The sequence below is a fragment of the Tamlana sp. s12 genome (assembly GCF_016767215.1).
GTDB classification, from domain to species: domain Bacteria; phylum Bacteroidota; class Bacteroidia; order Flavobacteriales; family Flavobacteriaceae; genus Pseudotamlana; species Pseudotamlana agarivorans.
In genome coordinates, this window is record NZ_CP068547.1 from 2,888,491 (window position 1) to 2,913,072 (window position 24,582).

Annotated in this window: 17 protein-coding genes; 3 read left to right on the forward strand and 14 right to left on the reverse strand. The window is 35.5% G+C overall.

The features are described 5' to 3' along the window. Positions 1 to 47: 47 nt before the first annotated feature. The 14 genes from JJL45_RS12460 to tssD form a co-directional block, all read right to left on the reverse strand. The gene (locus tag JJL45_RS12460; protein WP_068602340.1) at positions 48 to 1,364 is read right to left on the reverse strand and encodes a hypothetical protein; all 1,317 of its coding nucleotides are present in this window, start codon (positions 1,362 to 1,364) and stop codon (positions 48 to 50) included. Between the two features lie 372 nt (positions 1,365 to 1,736). After that, positions 1,737 to 2,183 carry a hypothetical protein gene (locus JJL45_RS12465; protein WP_067146329.1) on the reverse strand — a complete coding sequence of 149 codons (447 nt, stop codon included), beginning with the start codon at positions 2,181 to 2,183 and terminating at the stop codon, positions 1,737 to 1,739. Between the two features lie 148 nt (positions 2,184 to 2,331). Further along, positions 2,332 to 5,481 (reverse strand): cytochrome c biogenesis protein, encoded by a 3,150-nt coding sequence (gene ccsA / locus JJL45_RS12470; RefSeq protein ID WP_068602338.1) that lies wholly within the window; start codon positions 5,479 to 5,481, stop codon positions 2,332 to 2,334. 93 nt (positions 5,482 to 5,574) lie between these two features. Beyond that, positions 5,575 to 7,071 carry an ammonia-forming cytochrome c nitrite reductase gene (gene nrfA / locus JJL45_RS12475; RefSeq protein ID WP_068602336.1) on the reverse strand — a complete coding sequence of 499 codons (1,497 nt, stop codon included), beginning with the start codon at positions 7,069 to 7,071 and terminating at the stop codon, positions 5,575 to 5,577. A gap of 14 nt (positions 7,072 to 7,085) precedes the next feature. After that, positions 7,086 to 7,682, reverse strand: a complete 597-nt coding sequence (gene nrfH / locus JJL45_RS12480) for a cytochrome c nitrite reductase small subunit (RefSeq protein WP_067146324.1) — start codon at positions 7,680 to 7,682, stop codon at positions 7,086 to 7,088. A gap of 278 nt (positions 7,683 to 7,960) precedes the next feature. After that, positions 7,961 to 9,787, reverse strand: coding sequence for a type VI secretion system Vgr family protein (locus JJL45_RS12485; RefSeq protein WP_068602334.1), 1,827 nt, complete (start codon positions 9,785 to 9,787; stop codon positions 7,961 to 7,963). A gap of 36 nt (positions 9,788 to 9,823) precedes the next feature. Then, complete coding sequence (gene tssO, locus JJL45_RS12490) at positions 9,824 to 10,333, reverse strand: type VI secretion system TssO (RefSeq protein ID WP_067146320.1); 510 nt, start codon at positions 10,331 to 10,333, stop codon at positions 9,824 to 9,826. Positions 10,334 to 10,372: 39 nt separating this feature from the next. After that, on the reverse strand, positions 10,373 to 11,521 hold the full coding sequence (locus JJL45_RS12495) for a type VI secretion system baseplate subunit TssK (RefSeq protein WP_068602332.1): 1,149 nt from the start codon (positions 11,519 to 11,521) through the stop codon (positions 10,373 to 10,375). Beyond that, positions 11,522 to 12,514 (reverse strand): PKD domain-containing protein, encoded by a 993-nt coding sequence (locus JJL45_RS12500; protein ID WP_068602330.1) that lies wholly within the window; start codon positions 12,512 to 12,514, stop codon positions 11,522 to 11,524. Positions 12,515 to 12,522: 8 nt separating this feature from the next. Continuing rightward, positions 12,523 to 14,352: a type VI secretion system baseplate subunit TssF gene (locus JJL45_RS12505; protein WP_082935860.1), complete on the reverse strand. Its 1,830-nt coding sequence runs from the start codon at positions 14,350 to 14,352 to the stop codon at positions 12,523 to 12,525. 9 nt (positions 14,353 to 14,361) lie between these two features. Beyond that, positions 14,362 to 14,793, reverse strand: a complete 432-nt coding sequence (locus tag JJL45_RS12510; protein ID WP_068602322.1) for a GPW/gp25 family protein — start codon at positions 14,791 to 14,793, stop codon at positions 14,362 to 14,364. 50 nt (positions 14,794 to 14,843) lie between these two features. Next, a complete protein-coding gene (locus tag JJL45_RS12515; protein ID WP_068602321.1) occupies positions 14,844 to 16,196 on the reverse strand; it encodes a DUF5458 family protein in 1,353 nt (450 codons plus the stop codon). Between the two features lie 10 nt (positions 16,197 to 16,206). Beyond that, complete coding sequence (locus JJL45_RS12520; protein ID WP_068602319.1) at positions 16,207 to 16,659, reverse strand: hypothetical protein; 453 nt, start codon at positions 16,657 to 16,659, stop codon at positions 16,207 to 16,209. Between the two features lie 145 nt (positions 16,660 to 16,804). Continuing rightward, entirely contained in the window at positions 16,805 to 17,194 is a 390-nt protein-coding gene (tssD, locus tag JJL45_RS12525) for a type VI secretion system tube protein TssD (protein WP_067146305.1), read from the reverse strand. Positions 17,195 to 17,473: 279 nt separating this feature from the next. Here tssD and JJL45_RS12530 point away from each other — a divergent pair, with 279 nt between their 5' ends. The 3 genes from JJL45_RS12530 to JJL45_RS12540 all read left to right on the forward strand — a co-directional run bounded on the left by JJL45_RS12530 (position 17,474) and on the right by JJL45_RS12540 (position 24,577). Next, positions 17,474 to 19,948, forward strand: coding sequence for an AAA family ATPase (locus JJL45_RS12530; RefSeq protein ID WP_068602317.1), 2,475 nt, complete (start codon positions 17,474 to 17,476; stop codon positions 19,946 to 19,948). Positions 19,949 to 20,011: 63 nt separating this feature from the next. Beyond that, a complete protein-coding gene (locus JJL45_RS12535) occupies positions 20,012 to 23,122 on the forward strand; it encodes a TonB-dependent receptor (RefSeq protein ID WP_068602315.1) in 3,111 nt (1,036 codons plus the stop codon). A 12-nt stretch (positions 23,123 to 23,134) separates the two neighbouring features. After that, on the forward strand, positions 23,135 to 24,577 hold the full coding sequence (locus JJL45_RS12540) for a DUF5689 domain-containing protein (protein ID WP_068602313.1): 1,443 nt from the start codon (positions 23,135 to 23,137) through the stop codon (positions 24,575 to 24,577). Positions 24,578 to 24,582 lie beyond the last annotated feature (5 nt).

A 24,582-nucleotide genomic window follows, 5' to 3' on the forward strand; every position in this document is an offset into this window, starting at 1 on the left:
TTATTATCTTAGGTAATTCTATTTAATCTAGAAATAATTAGATGTTTTTAATTAGAATCAGAATCGTTTGAAGCAATAATTTTATTGATACGTAATCTATAATCTGGTCTTCTAAGATTGTTTATTTCTATAAAAGTTTCAGCGTCATGCCCTTTAGAATAAACATTAAAAAACGCATGATTACCATACCAGTTTTCTAAATCTTCATTATTTGCATTATTTTCAACAAAAATGTTTCCATTACAATTATTGAAATACATGTTAGTGAATTTTATTTTATCTAAACTTTCTTGGTTAATTTGAATCTTATTTTCAAAAATAACAGCTGGATTAAATCCTGAAATCACACTTTTATTCATATCAAGAGATGCGTGTTCTCCAACATAAACTCCTTCTTGAACTAAGCCCATTCTAATATCCTCTCTTAAATCTTTAGAAGTATTTAAAACAGTGATATTTTGAACACTAACAGATGTTGATGGTTTTGAAAAATCTACTTCTTGTCTTTCACTATAAGCAACAACTTCTAAGCTTCTAGCTCCACTACTACTTGAAACATATGGAGACCTTACAGCTAATGAATTAATTAACTCACCTTGAACACCATAGTTGAATTTATAATCTGTTTGACTAGCCTTATAGGACACAAATTTATTTAAGGCAACATTTCCTCCCCATACTTCTACTGAGTTACCTCCAGAATTACTAACCATAACGTTTTCTAAAACAGTTTCCCTTCCTACTCCTGCTAATAATAAACCATTATAATTCAACCCAGTTTTAACACGACTCCCAGCATATTCAATTCTCACATATTTTAACAACCCAGAGTTAGAATTTGGATTTTCACCACCAAAATTTGTAAAGGCATAATTTGCAGGGTTAAGTCTCGTATAGTACGATGAAACCGAACCATTTCCAAATTTATTAGATGCTGCATCACCAAGAATAATTAAACCTCCCCAATCTCCTGACTTTTTAACACGACGGTTTGAAGTAAAGATAATTGGGTCTGTTTCTAATCCGTTTGCAACAATGCTTGCTCCCTTTGCAATTGTTAAAGAAGCTTTACTTGCATAGTCACCAATAATTACAGTTCCAGGCTCAATCGTTAAGACAGCATTATTAGTTACGAAGATACTTCCAACCAACAAGTACACATGCCTTTTAACCAAACGTTTATCTTCTGTAATATTTCCTGTTAAAATCTGAGTAGGCTCTACATGGTTATCTTGACCACTAGACTGAAAGTCTGTCCAATTGTTAAGCCAGTTGTCTTTTCCTATAATTCCTTTCTCTTGTTGAGCCACAAGATTTGCAGCCACAAATAGGAACATGAAAACGGTAAGGGTAATTTTTCTCATAATTAAACGATTTGGGGTTAGAACCAAAGTATGATTTTTAGATCAATAATTAATCAAATTTAAAAAAAAATCCACGAAATACCAATTATTTCGATTAAATACATAAAATAAGTTCATTTGCAAGGAAATTCTATCGACGAAATGCACTATTATGTTGTTAAAATTGTCCTTGTTTTACTATCAAAGACAATTCTATAAAAAATCCAAGACAATAACTAATGCCAGCTTTTTATTTTATCAATAAATAATTAACAAAGTAAAACCTGTACCTCTATAAAATAAAAAATGCTATTGCAGTATTTTAAACTTTAGTTTAATACTTCAATAGCATAATTATATTAAATGATGTTATAAAATTTAACGAAATTCTATTTAACGATATTCATTAAAGGTATGTAGTGATTTCATGATCTCTTCATAAAACAAAATGCCTGAAATCAAATTTCTAGTATCTGCATATGGTAAATACTCATTCAAGAAAAACGTTGTACTATTAACGTAATCATCTGCCGCTTCTAATTGATTATCTAAAGCCTTTACGTTATCACTATTTGTAGGAATCCCTAAAGTAACCATAGTAACCCCTGGTTTTGTAGCAAATGCAATATAAGGCAATATTCTAGTTAGAACTGTATTTCTCTCTCTATAAAGCGCTAACACTTCACCCTTAGCCATTCGTTCTAACTCTTCAATATTATGGTATTTTTTTATCTTAACTTTATCACTAATGATACTTTTTGGACCATCAGACTTTTGAGCAAAAGAAATGCTCGATACTAGGAAAAGGCAAAAACCTAGTAAGATTAATTTAATTCTCATGTTAAAGATTTTAGGGTTAGTGGAACAAATTTATGTAATTAACCGAAATTACCAAGCGTTTTATCGGCTTTTTTTCAATTTTTTCACGTATAATACCCGAAAAAATCAAAAAAATCGATTAAATCACAATAATAAGGGTTGAACAGCGTTAAAATCTTTTAGATTTGTTTTTTTGAAATTTTTGTTTCCTTAAGAATGCCACAAAAGCGACTAGTATAACTAAGGATATTAAAACATAAATAAATTTTGGAATAGGCAATGGATCACCTGCTGCATAACTATGTAATCCAGACAAATAATAATTAACCCCAAATGATGTCATAATAATAGATCCGAAAGCAAAAACACTAGCCGTATTAAGCACATACATGCTTTTTACACCGGGAATTAACCTTAAGTGCAACACTACGGCGTATACAATTATACTAATTAGTGCCCAGGTTTCTTTGGGATCCCATGCCCAGTAACGACCCCAAGATTCATTAGCCCAAATGCCACCGAGAAAAGTACCAACCGACAGTACAAACAACCCTATGGTCATAGAAATTTCATTTATATAGGTCAATTCTTTTATTCGTATATCAATTTCCTTTTGTGTTTTTTCTGTTTTAAAGATCATTAATAAAAGTGCCATAAAACCTAAAACAGCAGAAAGCGCTAGAGGTGCATAACTGCTTACAATCGTTGCTACATGAATTTTTAACCAATACGATTTTAATACCGGCATTAGATTAGTGATCTCAGGACTTAACCAATCTAAATAACTCACAAACAACAAGGCTCCTGAAAAAAGTGTTGCCAAAGGCAATGCAAAATCTGACTTTCTAAACGTAAGCAAACCACATAATAACAATACCCAAGACACAAACACCAGCATTTCATAGCCATTACTCCATGGTGCATGTTGTGCGACATACCACCTTAATATGATATTTCCTGTAAAAGCAATAAAACTAACAAGGGTTAATACTATAATTAGATTCCATGTATAATCAATTACTTTACCTTTAGTAAACACCTTTAGGATAGCTAGAAATAATAGAAGCGCTCCTAACGTAAAGAAAACTTGAAACAGCCAAAAATTTAGGTTAAGCTCATTATACCACAGCTCTGCCTCTATTCTTTTTCGTGAAGGAATAATATCTTTACCCAAAACATCTTGAAACGTTTTGATGTATTCCAACTTTTCACTGGCAGCAATCCAATCCTTTTTATTGACATCATTAAAATAACTTGGAATAATTTTTTGAGCAAATTGCGCATCTTCTTCAGGGAAATCTAAAAAGTCATGAGTTTGACTATGCCACTTGTTGTTTTCGTCCTTACTATTTGGAAAGACCTTTAAATAATTTCCAGCAAATACATTATATAGTATATTAAATCGCTCATCAACTTTTATAATCTCCTCATCGAACTCACTTCGTTCTGCAGGTTTCTTTTTATTTGCAACCTCCACAACTTCACCCAATCTATATTTTCCTTTATCATCTAAGAGTCCAACAAAAGATACCAAGCCATCTTCACTAACTTCTAATGCTTTAAAGACCTCACCTCCTTTTTCAACGTCAACCTTAATTAAAGGAATATATTGCCAAATATTAGAAGCCGCTTGCATAGCAAGAAAAGCTTGATTCGCACTTAATCTAATACTTTGACCGTTTTGAGTAAATTTAAAATATGGTTTTCTAGTTAGCTTTCTTAAGAACTCGGAAGCTAGGGTGTTCATTGGCTTAATCCGTCCATCTAAATCCTGAACCATTAATCGTCCAAACAATTCAGCATGCTGTTCATCAACCTCTAGCTGTTTTATGGTTTGGATGTTAATTTCTGGAGCTTTATTTTGCGCATAACTCCCTAGTGTAAAACACAAACCAATTAAAACTAAGGCAGCACTTTTCGTTTTAAGTTTTTTCAACTTGTTATTTACCACCCAAAAACGGGAGTTTTTATTAAACAGTGTAAAAAACATCCCCAACATCATTAAAAAATATCCTAAATACGTCACGTTGGTACCTAGAGCATCATGGTTTACGGCTAGAACTGTTCCGAGTTCATCGGTATCATAACTCGCTTGAAAAAAACGATACCCTTCATAGTCTAACACATGATTCATATATATACGATACGGCATCACTTCGTCACCATCAATGACACTAACTTCACTAGCATATGCTGAGGGACTTGTAGAACCGGGATAACGCTCCAATTGAAAGTCGTTTAACTTAATTGAAAATGGTGTTATAATAGATTCTGCTCCATAGGACAAGGTGACCTGTATGTCATCAAAATCTATATCATGTTTAGTTGGTAAAAAACCTTCTCTATATAACAAGGTAGCAACTTTTGAATTATCCCCTATTTTAACATCGACAAGTAAAGCATCATCTTTTTGCTCATCATTGTCCTTTGGTTTTTCAGAAACGGATATTAATCCAATTTTAGCCTTAGGATGATAAGATAGTGGAACAAAAGAGGCATCACCGTCTCGATATAAGGTTCTAAGTGATATGGTATGCAGACTATCTTTAACTATGGTTCCAGCCGTTTCGGTGGCCATTACAAAAGTGCTTAAACTCCTTGGCGACCTAATTTTAAACAGACCGTCTTTTTCGGTAATATTAATCACATCAGCTTGATCTACTTCAAAACCTATTTTGTGTTGATGTTCGCCAATACTTTCAATTTCTCCTTTTTCCAAATACACGGTTTCCCTTCCGTTTCCTGCAGACACTACCATTTGAATTAGCGGTTTGCCATCTTCAGCATCATCTATAATTTCGGGTACCGCATCTGCGATAAATTCATTATACGATATCGTAATGGGAAGGTCTTGAAAATCGGTTTTTATCTCAAAATCATTATTACTTAATGGTGAAAAGTTGATTTTTTTACGAAGTGTTTTTGTTTTTGCTCCATTAGAAAGGTGAACGTGTAAATAATTATTCGTTGAAATAATCATGTTTGAAGTAGCGCCTTCACGAATACGCATTACGCCTCCATAAGAAGCGTATCGTGTGATGCCTGCTCCTAATAAAATAATAATAAAAGCCAAATGAAAAGTGAGTATTGACCATTTTTCGAGTCGCCATAATCTGTACTTATATATGTTCATCATAAAACAAAGCCCCAGGCCTAGCATAACAAGTTCAAACCACCATGAATCATAAATCATTTTCCAAGCTGTTGCAGTTCCAAAATCGTTTTCAACAAAAGTGGCGGTTGCCATAGAGACTGCAAAAATTAATAAAAGGAAGACAGCAAGTATTGGTGAGGCAAATAGGCGGTAGATTTTATTCATATATAAGTATGTGGCCTTATTTTAAATTGAAAGATACCTTATTAATTTAAACAAGGTATCTTTCATATAAATAATATTCAGAAATTATAACTTTTAGTTCGTTGCAGAAACCGCATTGATGGGCATTTTATCCTCACGCTTTTTGGCTGCTTCAAGCCATTTTGGAACAACGTTCTTTTTGAATTCTTCTTTTTCAGCTCTCAATTTTTCCATATCTAAACCGATATACTCTTGAGCCTTTTCTTTAGTAGAAATATCAGGCATTTCTACAGGTGAATTATGACCTAATTCAGCCAATAGTCGTGCTAACTTTACACGTGCTTCTTGGGCAATCACTAAACCTCCACCAATAACTCGAGCCGTTTCAACTGGCGAATGGAAAGAAGCTCCATGTGCCGCTGCAGAATAATCCCAGCGCCATTGTCCGTGACGAATATCGGTTAATATCGGTTTCATTTGTTCTTCGGTAGCACCAAGATCCCAACATTTTTTAGCTTCAACATGGGCTTTCACTAATAACTCTTCTAGCTTTAATCGATTTTCGGTTGCTTTTCTTTGGCGATCATAAACATTAGCAATTAACTTACTAGATTCTTCTCTATGACAAACCTGACAGGCATTTGAAGTGTTATTTAAAGGCGATTGAATGTGATGATCTGTAAATTTTTGTCCGCCCTCACTCTTATACGGCATATGGCAATCGGCACAAGACACACCACGATCGGCATGTACCCCAGTAGTAAACGTTTCGTAACCTGGGTGTTGTGCTTTAAGCATAGGTGTTTTACTAAGCTGATGCGTCCAATCTGAAAACTCTAAATTATCATAATATTTCTCCATATCTTCTACGGTCATACCGTCTTTCCAAGGAAATACGAGATATGGCACACCTTCTTTTCCTGGTAAATTTTTATTAAAATAATATTCAACATGACATTGCGCACAAACTAAAGAGCGCATTTCATTATGAGTCGCCTGATTGATATCTTTCCCCATAGCATCAAATGCTTCAACCAAGGCAGGCCTAGTAATACGCAACTTCATGGTTTTAGGGTTATGACAATCGGCACAACCAATAGGGTTTACTATTTCTTCTCCTTTATCGGCCCATTTTCCACTATAAAATTCGGCAACACCAATTTCATTCATTAAACGAGGAACATCAGGGCTTTTACAAGTCCAGCACGTAGAAGGCATTGGTCCGTCACCCTTACCTTCAGGCGCTCCAGTTCTTAAAATATTACGCACATCCTCAACAGCATAAGCATGTCCGCGGCCTTGATTATATTCTTTAGAGAACGCATATCCAGCAAATAACACCACTAAATTCGGGTCTTCTTCAAGCACATCGCGCATCGCAGAACCACCTTGCATAGAAGCAAACGTCGTATCTAAAGTTTGCATATACGATTGATATTCTAGAGGGAAGTTTTCACCCCAAACCTCATTTCTTGGTTCATTTTCGGCTATATTAACCTGAGGAACATATTTATATTTGGCTTCAGATTTTCTATTGACGATGCTTGAAGCCAAAAGCCCCAATAGAAATACGACAATAATGGTTACGATAAATAAGACTTTGTTTTTCATCTGCTGTACTTTTATTATTCTTTAATCTGCTCTTGCATCCACTCAGGGATAACAAGTTCATCCTCGCGATCTGTAGGTATAGGTGCTATATTAAATTTTATGGTTGATAATCCGTGTACATTTCCATGAGGCACTTGTTTGTGGCAACTCCAACATTGACGCCCTAACCTATTCTCTTTATGCCCTTCAATCCAGCCATTATATTTCACCTGAGTGACTTGCTGAACATGACAACGAATACAATTGCTTTGAACCACTTCTTGTGAAGCTTCCTTCATTTCAATGACATCTGGTTCGGCACGCATGGTAAAAACAGAAGCATGATAAAGACCATCTTTAGCTTTAAAATAATATTTATTGAAAACGTTATCATGGGGTACATGACAGTCATTACATTTGGCCCATTCGCGATGAGAACTGTGCATCCAACTGTTATAAACAGGAGTCATCACATGGCAATTCACACAAGCTTGGGGATCGTCAGACATATAAGAAATAATCTTAGACTCTCTTGCCATAAACAAGGCTAGACCAATAATCACAGCAATAAAGAATACTGCTGTTGTTCGCCATTTGGAATCCTTTGGTGGTAATATTTTCTTGTTTCGCATCAAATTGATTTGATCTTAGAAATAATTAATAACACATCGCTCTGTCCAATCCTACCAACATTCTTTTGAAGAATGGATCATCTTGACAAACCAGTCCGTTTTGATATGTTAAATTTAGTTAATTTCTAATTCCACTCAAACAATTCTAAACTAAAATTTACCTATATTTTACTATAAAGAATAAATTTAAATAACTTCAGCAGAAACCATTATAATATTTCAGAATAATACTACAACCTTTAAAAAACAATTTTGAAAGTTTACAACATCACATGATGCTATATAATTTCAATTTTACCACTAGCGCCTTCTAGAGCCGTAATTTGACCTTGGATTTTAGTTTGCTGACCCTTTATTTCTGCTGAAACTTGCCCTTCAGCACGAATACTTTGCGCTTGAACTTCCATATTAGCGTCAGAGTCAACCTTAATATTCGCAGCACTTTTCAAGGTTAAATCATTGTCTGATTGCAAATTTAATAGCCCCTGACTAGCGATTTGGGTGTCGCCTTCAGAAGCCAGTGACAAATTATTTTTAGCTTCCAATTGTATATTTTCTTCAGCGGTCATTTTAATATTTTTCGCCTGAAATTCTAAATTTTCTGCTGTAGTGATGTATAAGGATTTTGCCTGAGTATCGAAGGTGATAATACTCCCAGCGTTATCATAAATATTAATCTTTTCTTCGCCATCTTCATCGTTGAGCTCTATGGTATGTCCGCTACGGGTTCGTATCGCTTTAATCGCATTCGTATCTGATTGCCAATCTTCAACTTTCTGTTTACCGTTATACAAGTTTCCCAATACATAAGGATGTTCTGCTTTCGAATTTTCAAAACCAACCAAAACTTCTTCCTCAATTTCTGGAATAAAATGAAACCCTTTTTCATTCCCAGCATGCGGAGTTAACACGCGTATCCATGGTGTACTTTCATTATTCCTGATTTGCCATGGAAATTGCACTTTTACTCGTGACAAACCTTCTGGATCGGCATTTTCGATTACCACAGCGGTTTGTGAATGACTTTTAGGTGTAGCTTCAGGATTATTAAGTGGACACTTATCAATATCGGCACTTATGCCTTCAAAAATATTGTTGTATTGTCCATTTTCAAAATTACTATGCGATACTTTAATGATGCGGTAACGTCCTCGACTTCCTGCATCATCGGTAATTTCAATAATTTTCCCAAGAGACACTCCGGGGTTATCGCTGTTTCCCTTCAAAAAAACTTGCCTAGCTTCAACAACTCGTTTTTGCTGTTCCTCTTGGTCATTTAAACGCTGTTGATGCTCATCTCCAGAAAAACCATTTACCCAAACCTCAGCTTCTTCAGTATATAAATTTCGACTACAATCATTTACAAAACCATGATAGCCGGAAGCTTCTGTAATATTTTCAGAACTTTGTGAAGCATAAGCTTCATTATTTATATAGTCTTTACTTGCATAATGAAAACTATTAGGTAATGGCATTAAATCAATAGAATACCCCTGTAAATCAAATCCATATTTTAAGACCACGTCGTCCCCGTCTTCTGGGGTTCCGAAAATTAGTTTTTTACCATCGTAAAATAACCATTCACCATATTGCATAGCCAAACGCTTCACATAATGCCAAGCACTTTCCTTTTGCTGAACGGAATACGTTATTACATCGGTAAAATCAGGATTAAAACTTGTGCTTAATTTAGATGTATCAACATTTTGAAACACCTCCGATAAAATAGCATTCAAACTTTTATCTTGAAAAGAATTAAAATGCAAACCAGCATCACAAATCACTGTTGGGCTCTCTGCCTTTATCAACATGATGTGCTCGCCATTTTTCCCTCTTTTATTCGACACAGCCGTTACCACGCCCTTAAAATCAAGACGTTTATAATTTTCGAATTGAGCTAGCGAAGTTACTTGAAGCGTTAAAATCTCGCCCAAATACTTTTTTGCGGTGTTTAAGAAATCTTCATTTTGATCTTCTAAAACATCAATTCGGCACTCCAAGTTTAAAACGTGGTGTGCGCTAATATTTTGATTTAAAGTAAACGTTTTAAAAGCGTTTATTGGGTTGCTACCAATATAAATTGTTGTTGCAGACTGTAATGCCATATCATTTTATAATCATTTAATTGAACTGAACCTCAATTAGTTTCTAGAAATTCTTAAAATATCAAGGTCTCTTTTTGTTTGTTCCAATTCAGTTCTAGTCTCATCCAAAACCTCTTTATACTCATCAATACGTTTTCTGGCATTTTCTAAACTAAGGAGATCATTTTTTGTGCTTTGTAAGCCTACAAGCGCTTCAACAATATCAGTATACATATTATAAAGATAGGTTGAGTCCTTTTGCGGAATAGAACTTTGTAAATCGGCTAGCTTACCATGAATTAAAGTGTTTGTAAACGCTATGTTTTGTCCAGGAGCACCTAACGAATCAATCATGGCTTGTACATTATGCACTCTTAAAGCAAAACTTTTTTGAAAATCGATTTCTTGCTGTATATTTCTTGTGCGTTCCTTTAATAGGGTATTTTCCTTTAAGGGCACACTATAATTAAAAAACACAGCCCCCACAATGGTTGTTACCGTTAGCATGAACAGTAGTAAAAATTTAATAAAACTGGACCTTCGTGCTTTAATATTCTTTGGTTTCATATCTCTTTTTTGATTTTAATTTTTGAATGACGTCACTTATTACTCCATAAAAAAACGACGTCGCTTTTTCTCTGGTTCCTTTATAATAACATCTTCTTTTACGAAAATGCTGGAGTCTGATTTCTTTCCGATATATTCTAATTCATTTAGTTTTTTAAATAAACTATGGGTAAGTAAAGTGAATTCAGATAACTTATCGATGGCTTGAGTAGTATCGTGATGACAATACTCCAAATTCACCATATTATCAATCACATTTTCGAAAGTCACCTGGCTCACATCACACCAATCTGAAATATAATTTAGCAAGTTTTCCTTTCCAGACCCTATACTCAAATCTATGCCGCCTTTAATGATTCTTGCCAAACTCATCACCTTGGTAATCATGTCAATCGGGGGAGCGTATTTATCCATATTTCTAAAACTAGACATCGTGCTTCTTAAATAATATAGTACCTCCTTGGCTATACTAAGGACGATTTTGGACAACTCGTTAGTTTGATTTTTTTGCTGAATTTTCAATATGATTTGAAGACCATACAATTCCATTTTATTCAGATATACATCAACATCTATGTACGTTTGCTTTAATTCGGAATGACTTTGTATGGATGTGCATGGCGGGATATAATCATCGACCAAGTTTACGGAATCGCCGTCTTGTAAAACCTTAGCCACTACGATATTATTTAGTCCTGTGTCGTTAGTATTCAAATCCTTTTCTGAAACCAAAGACAACTCATACGCTTGTGACACATATGGTCTTCGATAAGGCTCTTCGCTTGGATTAACCTCCCCAATAGCTACTCTTTGAAAAGGTTTAGCCGCTAACAGGATATATCCTATCTGGTTTGTGTCATTCTTAATAAATTCACGTATGTTGATACGTTCTGAAATTTCCTGAGCATCTTGGATCGTATCATCTATTTCAATATGAAAACCACCTAAAGTCACCGCTAAGCACTTATGGATAATGACACTTAAAGTATCCATACCGTCAATAGATAGAGACAGTTTTACAGCATCTTCGTTAGATCTCGTATGCGGTAGCAATCCATAATTATTTTGATGCACAAACTGGCGGTTAATTTGGATCATTTGCTGCATCATAGCATCTTCAAAACCAATAAAATGATCTTTATTAATTTTCATGCCATCCACCCAATTAATTCTATGTTTATAGGCCATCTAAAGGATTTTTCTATTGTATTCTAGGTTAATATTTTCAATACAGTTGGTTGATTCATTTCTAAAAAGTGTTAACCTCTTAATTTTTATCTTCTTACCTCTTATCTTTTGGCAGAAGACTAAAAACGTCATGTTTTTACCATCTACGACAATGTTTTTATTAATATTTCCGCAGAAATACGGTTCAAATTCTTTCTCTGTAATCTCTTCTTGAGACACTTTAATCAACGCTTTAGCAAAATCTTCTTCACTTATAAAAGGCACTTTTTCATCCTTTTTTTCAACCTCTTTAACCACAGGTTCATAAGGTATGTCCCAACCAATTTCTCGTTTCTTAGGTTTAATAGTTTTTATTGGAGCTTCGTCAAGTACTGTGTTTTCATACACTTGAATACGTTTTTTAGCCATATGCTTAATATCTCCATTAACAATAAGGGTAATGGTTTTTAAACCAAAACTTTCGTAGCTATAGGATGCTGTTTGTGTTGTGGCATTGGCATGAGCCGTTTCTCCAAAACGCCATTCCCAGCTATGTGCTTCTGGGGTGCTATCGGTTAAAACCAACGTTTGACCAACCGTGATACTGTCTGGAACCTTCAGATTGGGTATTTTATTCGGATCAATCAATACTTTTTTATCTTTAATAACAAGGGTAGTCTCCTTTATACAATTGCCATTAACTCGCAATCGCACGACGTATTTACCAGGCTTGGTATACACATGCAGTACTTCTCTTTTATCGCTAACTGCTGTACTATCTCCAAAATACCATTGTCTGTTTTTACTGTGTTCTGTGAGGTCTGTAAACTTGATAAGTTCGCCTATACGATAGCTTCTGGCATTGATATCCATGACCAACTGCTCACATGGAAAACTGTTATAAAACCGGTAACCCAAAGCTGATCCTGATACCAGAAAAACACATATAAAAAAATAAATAACAGACTTATCTAGGTACTTTGCTGCCGTTTCGTGACCATTTGTACGCATCATACTTTTATTTAGGATTTATTAATTATTTGGAAGGGAAAAACATTAGTCGACTGTTTTTCTAAAATGGTCTTTAAACGATGATTTAGATAATCCCATTCATAGGGTTTCAGATTCGAATTTTCACTTGCTGATAAAGTAATTTCAATACACGGCGTCATACCTTTGTTTACAGACAAATTGGTAGTTATTCCTTTTTTTATTTCAACCGATGCAATTTGATTTGTGTATAATTCATAGCAAACCGCCTTGATATCTTCTTCGGTAACAATTTTATTTTGAGTTAAAGCTGCCCGTCTGTATGCCTGCAAGCGTTGTTCTGAATTCAATTGGTGTCGACCGCCAAAAACAGGAGTTATCAAATAGCAACTTTTCGTATCTAAATGTTTGCCTTTATAAACCTCTAAGGCCTTTCTAGCCTTGATATGATTCGCTTCTGCCCCATTTGTAGTCCAATAAGTAACCTGAATAGTTTCATTGCTTTCATACGGATTTAAATAAATATAATGGGCATGAGTACCTTCTTTAATAACCTCCTCTAACTTTTTTTCGATGACAGCAACCGTTTGGTTTAAAACATTTAAATCGTTCTGTAAAAACTCATGATTATAAAACTGAAAAGCAGCGCTTTCATCTTTAATCAGCCCTATTAAATGACTTAGATATTCCTTAGCATTGCGGGAGTCGAGTTTACCAACATGGGCATTTTTTAAAATATAACCTCCTTTATCTGCTTCGGAAACCTGAGTTCCTTGGTTTTTATATGTTTGACCAGAAGTATTTTCAATGGATTTAATATCAAAAAAGGGTGCTTCAGAAATAACAGGTATGATATCAATGATGTTTTTCATTTGATAACTGAACTGATGCATTTTTCTATTCACTACAGGAAATGCATTTATCCCACAAAACAATTGCTCTAATGTTTTTGAATTCACAATGCTTGAAAATTCAACCTCAATCCACAAAGTATTAGGAAAATCGAAGTATTCGGCATCATGGCTATTTAAACTTTTAAACGCTTCATACCTTGGAAATTCTTCTATATTATTTACTCCCTTTAAGGTGACAAAGTGCTTTTTATAATACTGATTAATCTCTTCACAAACTGCTGTTGCTCTATTGTCTTGTCCGTTAATGATAGCGTCCAAATCCATAGCATCTAAACCTTCAGAGTTAGCATAACCTGATACTGTATCGATTTTTTGTTGTCCTAATCGCCAGGTTGCATGTTTCAAATGATGATAAAACTGATCGGATTCATCTACACCTAAATATTCAATATAAAAAGACACATTTTCCAAATCCAACCCAGCATTACTACTTTCTATACCCAAATACAGGGTTGTTCGGTCTGCATCACTTCGGTGGTCTATGATGTGTGTGAGTTCTTTTGATTTACGTCCTGAAAACGTAAACAATTTATTTCCTGTAAACATATATTTCACTCGAGCATCCAATAACGTGGTCTCTTGTGTTGGCGTAAAAAACACATCATTTTGATGATGATTAGAATTAGAATCTGCCTGCTTATCCTTATAAAAAAATTGATCGCTTGGTGTTATAATCGTCTTCGGAAGCGTCGATTCGCAATAAGCAATCGCATGTGCTGGCCTTACTTCACAAGAAGACAAAGGTGCCATAAGCTGAATAAGTCGTTCTGTCGTGTTTATTTGTGTGTCATTAATAGCTACAGAAATCTTTTCCAACTCGGATGCACACGCCGAAAACAATAAAGAGACCAAAGGATCTATGGTTTCATTGATTTCGTTTACAGGAATATTCCATAAACGGGCCGCTTTTTTCATCATGCGATTTGTAATCGCTTCTTTAGCATTCATTCTCATAACTTAATACGATAAGGGCGCGATATAAAAATGAGCCTTGTAAGTAAAATTTTCATTGGTTTTATTGATTACGCCTATCACATGCACTAGCACCATTTTTTTCACGCGGCTCACTGTAGCTCTGCCATCCATTTCATCTTGTTCGATATTGACATTTATTTCGATTTGAGATAGCCTTTTTTCGTAGTGTTTTAAAGACTTGGTTAATGAATCTGCGATCACAGCACGAAGTTTATGATTAGAACCCATGTTGTTAAAATCAACGTCCCATAACGCACATCCAAAAGATGCATCTGACTGACATTCGCCAAAACGGGTTGTCATAATCAAATGCAAATAGTTTACAATAGATTCCTCTAAACTCACCATTTCAGAGCTCGCATTGGTCATTAAACCCCTTGCCTGAATAGGAAGTTTATAATATGTAACAGTCATTAAAAAAAGGACGTAGGTTAAGCATCATTTAAAAGATATGAGGTTGTTTTTTATTGCTCGGCGTAATCGGTGTCCCATTCTGTGCCTTCATCACCTTTTTGTCCATCCATAGAAATCAAAAAGTTCTTGGCTGGGAAATAAGGTTTTAAACGAATATCGACATGAATTTTATCTTTTTGATTTTGATCTTGCTCGAAACGTTTGATATCAAAATTCTCTATCAGTTTATCTGGTCCGGTCACACTATCTAAAAACTTAACGATTTGTTTTAAAATCTCGTTTCTCGTTTTAGTATTGAAATTTTCAAATGCCCGACGATTTAAAAAATCCATTAAAACTTTCGAGATATAATCAAACACACGCACCACAGAGTAGGTTTGCAATCCAATATTATCACCATTAAATAAGGTTTTTGCTGAAAAAGCCATGACTTTACCGTATTCGTTCACCATAGGAACCAAGCCTAGGTTTTCTAAAACAGCGATTTCACTCTTTTTTAAATCGAAACTTACCGCCTCAACTTCACTTAAACCACCGTGTTTTTTACCGGCTGTAACTTGCGACATTAAGGTTTTATAAATGGTTCCTGCTAATGCTGTAGACGGCGGAATGAACAGATGGTCTTCCTCACCCAATTCAGCTATCTTGTCACGTCCCACGAGCCAATTGCAAGTCATAATCACATTCGACAAATAGGCATCACCACTAGCTAAATTTGCGCTTTCAAAAAGCTCAATAACATCATCAGGCTCATCCAGATGCACAAAATCGGTTATTAAAGTGACTTTATTTTCATGAGCCATTTTAGCCCATTTGTCTACAACAGACTTACTTCCCAAATATCCTGGAAGCACCAATAACGCATAATTATCCCTTAAATCTAAACGGTCATAGTTCGATACAATTTCCTCTCGGATATAGTCAAAAAATCTTGGGTTATCAAGATCTGCCAATTGCTCTAATTCGGCGTTTACAATACTTAAGTTTTTTATAGCCGATTCATCGGTGTTTTTATAGAACAATGCCACCGAACGGTATGACGATTCCAATACTCGGGTTTCATCAAGAGCCAACTTTAAATTTCTTTGCAACACATTTTTGGTACGTGCAGCATTTTCAGTGGTTTTTTCAATGATATCAATTATATCACCTTCAGAATTTAAAGTTTCCACCCATATATTCAACACTTTAAGCAGATCCTCTCGCTCTTGTTTTTTACCGTTCTCAGATAGAAAAATTTTCTTTCTAGCCTTACGTTCTGGATTCAGGTTTTGAACATTATCGATAGCCGACTCAATTAAATCAAATCCGCCAAACTGTGCCAAGGCATTAGAATTTTCTAATACTTGTTCTGCATAAGATTTTTCTAATACTTGTTCTGCACTATTTTCTATTTGCGCCATAATTATCTATTTATTTAGCAGCATTTAACTCTTCAATAAGCAGTTCTAAAGTCGCAATCAGTCCTTTTTTAGAGGATTCATTTTGCAAAGCCTGTTTCAGAACTTTATTGGTTTTTAGCTGTTTTATTATTTTATTGTATTGCTCACTTTCAACCTCCAAACCTTTCAAAAAACGGCTGTTTTTCGTTAATCCTTGAGCTCCAAAGTCTCCCAAATTATTGAACTGAACGGTTTCATTTACAGTACCACCGTCTTTATCTTCGTAAGCCAAATTTAACTCTGGAGAAAAATGTTGGAAGACAGCCTCTACTGTTTTTAGCCCTTCAACGGCTTCTGGTTTTATGGGTGTATTCGGACTCAATTTCCCTGCGATAAGGGTTCGATTTTGAGGAATTTCATTTAATGCTTCTCCTGCATCGGTTTGGACCACCTGCCCTCCTAATCCTACGCTATTTGATGCCATAACTTATATATTTAAAAATTTGATTTTCAACTTGATTACATGCTTATTTTTAATTAAAAGAACAAAAAGAGCATGCTTAAAAATGATAAGCACCCCTTTTTGTTTTGTCCTTCATCAGAGTGTTTAAAACATCTATTTAGAACAACTACACTGGCCATTCATTTTCATGAATACCACCTCCGCTAGAAAGTACTTTAGCAGAAATTGTAAAGGTTTGAGTTAACGGGTTTGTTCCCGTAGCATCGAAATCTTCTCGGTAATAGGTTAAGTAACCTTCTTCGAATTTAATTTCTTTAAGTTTCGCATCAGTGTCTCTTTTGGTAAATTCAATAGAGCCGTCTTTGCGTTCAAAACTGCTACATTGCCATTCGAATAACTCGGTTCCTCCAGTAGATTCGATAACAACTTTTACTTCACCTCCTCTGGTTACAGAAGAAGGTCTTCCAGTTGCATCTGTTTCTTGCTTAAGAGCGTAGCTACAACTTAATACGTTGTACTCGTTTCCGCCTACTTTCAACTTTGTTTTAAAAGCCATAATAACTTGTTTTTTTGGTAAATACTACCTGATTAAATATATGTAACGGCATAAAAGCCAACGACAAAGCTATAAAATCACATTACATTTGCAAGAATTTTATTTCAAAATTTGTAAATATTTTCCTAACTATCACGTTTTCAGAATGAAAGAAAAAATTTACAAATTTCCAGATACAATTATGATAATTCCTACAAAAATATATTACATTTGGCTCATTTTAGGCTTAGATTTTACTATCTAATCCGCATATTTCATTTTCTAATCACAACATTTTATATGTCAGATTTAAATAAAATAACCCATATCGCCATACAAATTGCGAAAGACCATCAGCATGAAAGCTATGGTTCAGCACATCTTATCAAAGCTGTTTTAAATAAAGATTTTAGTCTCCTTAGAACCCTTTTTAATAAGGATGTTGATGTCTATTTTATAGATGAATGGGCTACCGTACATTTAGAAAATTTTCCAAAAAGAAATCGAAGTAATTGGCTTCCTTCTGAAAATGAACAGGTTTCAAAAGTTTTAGAAGAAGCCGAACGATTAAAGTCTATTGACGATAATAAGATTTCGGAATTACTATCCATTTTTATCGCCTGCCTCACACCAGATATCGGATTTAGTTACGACCAACTTAAAGCCTTACCAGTAACACATTTACAACTTATAAGTTTATTCGAGCAGAGCTCTTCTCTACCTCATCAAGAACATGCTAATTTAGAGACGGTACTTTCGAATCCCGCCATTAAAAAGTATACCACCGACCTAGTTTTAGAGGCTTCCAAAGGGACCTTTGATGATTTTACTGGTCGTGATCGTGAAATAAAACAGATTGCTGAAATTTTAAATAGAAAATCAAAACCACACGTCACCATTATAGGTGAATCTGGTGTTGGTAAAACCACATTAATACAAGGTTTTGCGGCTTCCATAAGTGATAAATCTACAATAACTAGCCTACAAAAAGCTACCATTTTAGAAATTAACACCGCTAAATTATTAACCACGTCCTCATACAAGGGAGAGGTTGAAGATCGCTTATTCGATATATTTAAGGCAGCAAAAAATTATGAGAAACCTATCATTTTTATCGATGATTTTCATATGCTTTTGGAAGATAAAACCACAGGAAAAAGTCTTGGACATGTTATTAAATCGGAATTAAATTCTGGAGCAATGACACTGATCACTTCCACAACTCCAGAAAACTATCGAAAATTAATTGCCACTGATGAAGCTCTAGAACGTCGAATGGTTACGCTTAATATCGAAGCCCCAGACGATGCTTCAGCATTTGATATGCTAAAAAACCATGCTGAAACTTATGGTAAACATCATGAACTCACTATTTCTGAGAATGGTATAAAGACAGTCATTCAGTTAGCAAAACGGTATTTGAAGGAAAAAAGTCTTCCGGATACGGCCATCGATTTAATCGACCGTACTATGTCGGCTGTAAAAGTGAGCAACCAGTCGCTTGGTAAAGATATCGAAGCGTTAAAATCAAATTTCATCAGCTTACAAAAGAACACTATAAACAAATCTAATCGAGAAGTTTTAGAGACACTGGATGCGTTTTATCATACCATTTGCTATAAAGTTCATGACATGGTATTGAACCTATATCTCGATCAGAATTATAATAAAACTAAAACTGTCACAGACAAGCTAACGTACATCAAAGCTTTACTAGAAAAGCTAGAACATCATACTCAAAAGGATGTAAATAGCATTTCCGAAAAGGACATAGCCACCATGACATCTATACTTACAGGGATTCCTATAGGTAAAGTGCAAACGCAAGAAAAAGCACGACTTATGAATATGGAAGCTATTTTAAAACAACGGGTAATTGGGCAAGATAACGCTATAAAAACCATATCGGATGCTATTATAGAGTCACGGTCTGGTTTATCGAAACCTGGGCAACCCATAGGATCCTTTTTCTTTTCAGGTCCTACAGGTACTGGGAAAACCGAACTCGCTAAAACATTAGCCGAATTTTTATTTCAAGATGAAAACGCCATCATTCGTTTTGATATGTCGGAATTTAAAGAAGAACATGCGGCAGCTTTACTCTACGGGGCACCTCCAGGTTACGTAGGTTATGAAGAAGGCGGTGTGTTAGTCAATAAAATTAGAGAAAAGCCCTATGCTATTGTATTGTTTGATGAAATTGAAAAAGCACACCCATCGGTATTTGATGTTTTTTTACAGATTCTAGACGAAGGTAAACTTCATGACCGCTTGGGTAAAACTGGAGAATTTTCAAATGCCGTGATTTTATTCACCTCGAACATTGGATCTGATTATATTGTTAAATCCATGGAAAAAGGGCAACTACCAAGCCCTACGCAACTCACTGAAATCATGAGTCCATATTTCCGACCAGAATTTCTAGGGCGCATTACCGAAATAGTTCCTTTTGCTCCCATTTCTGAGAAAATTGCTGTTTCCATATTTAAATTACACTTAAAAAAGGAATTGTTCAATTTGGCTGAAGACCAAGGTTTTTCACTACATGTTTCCGATGACACTTGCAAATACTTAGCCCTAAATGGCTTTTCTTCTGTTTATGGCGTGCGACAATTAAAAGCAGTGATCAGAAATCGATTAAAACGCCCACTATCTAGACTCATTATTTCGGAAACTTTTAAAGCCCCACAAGAAATTGAAGTCGTTTTAAACCAAGGCAACATTGAATTCAACCCTAAAGTGCCTAGCGAAATATTAACTGAACCAACACTTTAACATAACCCTTTAATTAATAAAAAACTGACGTTGCTTACACAAAGTAGCGTGATAAACCTATTTATGAGAAGAATTAATATGGTCCTTTTATCCCTTTTACTAAGCCATTTTGGCTGGTCTCAGGAAGCATCAATAAAAGGTAACATTATAGATCACAACACCAAAAAACCTATCAGCGAAGCCTTAGTCACCATAGTAAACGCCAAGGTAAACCTAGAAACTAATGCTCTAGGTGAATTTGAATTTAAAAGTGATATGCCTCAGGGAACTATCACACTATCTATCGAAAAGCCAGGATATCGCTCTAGAAAATTCGATATAGAAATTAAAGAAGGCCAGCATGCGCATATTGAAAACATCAACCTATATACGAAACAAAAATCCGATAAATTAAAGCCTGTTACTGGCACTGCCATTACAGGTATAGTCACCCATAAAGAAACCCAACACCCCATTCCAGGAGCCAGAGTCAGTATTGTTGATTCTTATGTAACCACTACAACCGATGATGAAGGCCGGTTTATTTTAAGCCACCATGTCCCAGAGGGTCCCGTAATGCTCAAAATAACCAAAGCTGATTTTACTACTAAAACCTATCCTTTTTTTGTGAGCCTTGGGAAAATAGCCCATGTTGACGGCATCACTTTAGGCGGTGAGCTTTTCCAGCTTCAAAATCAAATTATAAACACCTTTGCGGAAGATCAACTTCACACGGATTATAACACTTTAACCAACAATTCAAGCTTCTATCAAGCCTCAAATGCAACTTTTTTAAGAACAGCAGCTTACCAGTTTGGATCCGCGTTTTTTAAAGCACGTGCTCAAGACTACTCAGAAAGTAACGTGATGATTAATGGGGTGCCCTACAATGCGCCGTTGAGCGGTGCGACCGATTGGAATGCCCTTAGTGGAATTAGCGAAACCCTTGAAAACAACAAACTAGACTACGGTTTATCATTTTCAAAATACCAGGTAAACGGTAATTTAGGAACCTTAAACACCAATACTAGGGCCTCTGCACAACGTGAGGGCGGACAAATAGCTTACCTATCTTCAAGTCAGCGTTATCGTCATGGCATCCTAGCTTCTTATGCGACAGGAATATCATCAAAAGGGTTTTCCTTAGCCATATCGGCAAGCAAACGAACGGCCTTTGACTCGGGATATTTCGATGGTACAGATTATGACTCCAACGCCTTTTTAATTAGTGCTGAGACGCGTTTAAACAGTAACAACATCATCAATTTTAGCGGTTTTTTCAACAGTACGAATCGTGGTGGTAGATCAGCAAACACTAATGAAGTCTTTGAGCTTAAAAACCATAAATACAATAGTTATTGGGGAACACTAAATGGAGAGGATGTCAATGCCAGAACGCAAACGGTATCGAATCCCTTTTTAATGTTGAACTATTATTTGAATTGGGGTGCTTATGTAAAAATTCAGACCAATATCGCTTACAATTTTGGTTCTAGCACCCGAAGTATGATAGATTTTCAAGGGGTTGAATTAGATAATTCTGGTCAGATGACCGATCCTATTGGCGAGAATCCAGACCCCAGCTATTACACCAAACTTCCAAGTTATTTCCTGGCAGACGCTCAAAACCCAGATTACGAGGATGCCTATCTGGCACAAGAAGCTTTTAAAAACAACGGACAAATTGATTGGACGAATTTGTTTGACACCAATATAAACAGTGGTTTAACCAGTGCCGCTTATGCACTATACAACCATGTTGTCGATCATGCCAAATTCGACATCAACAACATCGCCGAAATAAAATTAAATAGCAAATTCGATTTAAACACAGCTATTGGGTATTCGCATTTTGAGTCCAGTCATTATGCTCAAATGGATAATTTGCTAGGTGCCCAAAATTACCTCGATGTGAATACTTTGGATGGCGATGGTGATAGCGCTCAGTCAAACTTACTGACACCAAACATAATGGTTTCTAATAATGACATTTTCAGGTATCAATATGACCTAAACCGTAGTGCCATAAACGGATCTGTTCAATTGCGTTATACCAACGAACCACTCCAAATGTTTTTAGGCATACAACTGAATCATTCGAACCAATACAGAGTTGGGAAATACCAAAATGGACGTTCTCCAAATCTATCCTACGGAGCTGGGCGACATTATAGCTTTCTAGATTTTAGTTTTAAAGGCGGATTTGATTATCAAATAAATCCGAAGCACCAATTAGGAATACGCGCTTTGTTTGGCAGACAGGCTCCTACCCTTAATAACATCTTTTTAAATCCGTTTGAAAGCGATAACCCAAGAGATTTTCAAAATGTAAGCACAGCATCCGAATTAGATCAAGCGCCAGAATTGATCCCTATTCAAGCCGCCCATAACTTTTCAACAGAATTAAATTACAGCTATCAATCCACTTCTTTTGAAGCGACCATCACGGGATATTTCACCTCACAAACAAAGGGTATTTCTAATAAACGATTTGTAGGTGACAGCATAGATGGTCAAGCTTCCTCAACCATACAGGAAGTCATGAGTGACATCGATAAAAGATACATGGGACTCGAAATAGGGGCTTCTTATGAATTTTTTGATGGCTTAAAGCTTAAAACGGCAGTAGCCTTAGGTGATTTTGTTTACACCAACAACCCAGAATTACATTACGTCATTTCAGAAAGCGAGGTCATAAATCTCGGTCAGGTAGCGCTTCAAAACTACCACCTTTCCAACACGCCTTCACAAGTATATTCCATCGGATTTGAATATCGAGATAAACACCAATACTGGTTTGAAGTCACAGGAAATTACTTTGCTAATCACTATATCGACATCAATCCCTATTACAGAACAGAGGATTTTTTCCGAGACACTAACGGTACCGTTTTTCCAAATTACCAACCAGAATATGCTCGCTATCTATTGCAGCAAGACCGTCTTAACAACTACCTCAACATCAATCTATTTGGCGGTAAATATTGGAAGATAAAGGCGGATATCATAGGTTTTAAAGCAGGTATTAATAATGTTTTAGGACAGAACTATGATGTAGCTGGATTTGAAACACCCGGACAATTAAAATACGATGCGCTTCTCGAAGATGCTACGCGCAAAAAACCTTTATATGGCAACCGTTTCTGGAAAGGCTACGGTGCCACTTACTTTCTAAACCTTTACTATAGATTTTAAATACACATAAACATGAAAAACAACCTAATTAAACCACTTCTTGTACTAAGTTTTTTTATCGCTCTGGTGTCTTGCGGCGATGACGACCTTATGGTTCCCAAATTAAACCTTGATGATCAAGAAAATGAAGAGATTACTGAAAACACTGTAGATGAAGATATAGACATCAGACATTTTACTACAACCTCCCTTTCCGACATTGAAAAACTGTATGACGGTGAGATTCTAGAATTTTCAACGTCATCTTTAGAAGCTCATGAACTTCTTACTAGCGGATACGTGATTTCTAGTGATGCAAGTCAAAACATCACACAACAAATTTTTATTCAAGATCAGGCCGAAAACCCTACGATGGGTGTTGTAATCCATGTGGCTTCCGAGCATATTTACAACCAATTCCAAATTGGTGTTGGTCATGAAATTCAACTTAAACTTCAAGGTTTAGGACTTCAAAAAATCAACAATATTTATCACATAGGAAAATTTACCAACGGTGCCCTTTCGGCCATTCCAGAAGAAGAAATTGAAACCTACATTTTAAAAACCATCCAAACCCAAAACATCGTTCCTAAACCGGTAACCATAGCCGAAATTTTACAAAGTTTAGATCCTGAAAGCACTAACGAACCGTTTCCAGCAATACTGGTAAGCCTTGATGATGTTCAACTCATTGATGAAGAATTAGGGAGCGCCTACGGTAAAAATGCCCAAAACAGAGAAACACAACTTCAGGCCATAAAAACCTTAATAGACTGTAACGACCATCTGGAACTAAGCCTACAAAACAGCGGGAGTTCAAGCTTTAGCGAGCACATGTTTCCTGAACTTAACGGTAGCATTACTGGTATTCTTTACGGAAATAGATTAATTATAAGAGATACCAATGATGTCGATTTTACCCAAGAACGCTGCCAAACAGCATCTCAAAGTATAGAGGAAGGCATTTTATTCTCCGAAAATTTTGAATCGATTAGCACCCAAGAAGAACTCATAGCTTTAGAAGGCTGGAAAAACATCAATACCGCTCAAGACATCCCTGTTTATTGGTTAGCAAACGCCTATAACGACAACGTATATGCTGAAATTAGAAAAGGTGGCGAAAATGAAGCCTATGAATCATGGTTAATTACAAAACCCATAGAAATTAATAATAGCAGACAATTAAAGCTATCTTTAGATATCAATATTACCAACAGAAATAGCGATAATTTAGATATCTTTATTGTTGATGATGTTACTGACACTGAAATTATATACAGTTTTGAAAACAACATCAATATGGTACCGCAAACGGAAAACGCTGCGTATGAATTTAGTACCATTGAATCTGTCATTAACATCCCCGAGAATCTAACTTCTTTTAGAATAGGCTTTCGCTATAAAAAAATACTCTATCCAACATTAACTGCAACTACAGCATATAAAATCGATAATATTTTAATTACGGAAGAATAGAATAA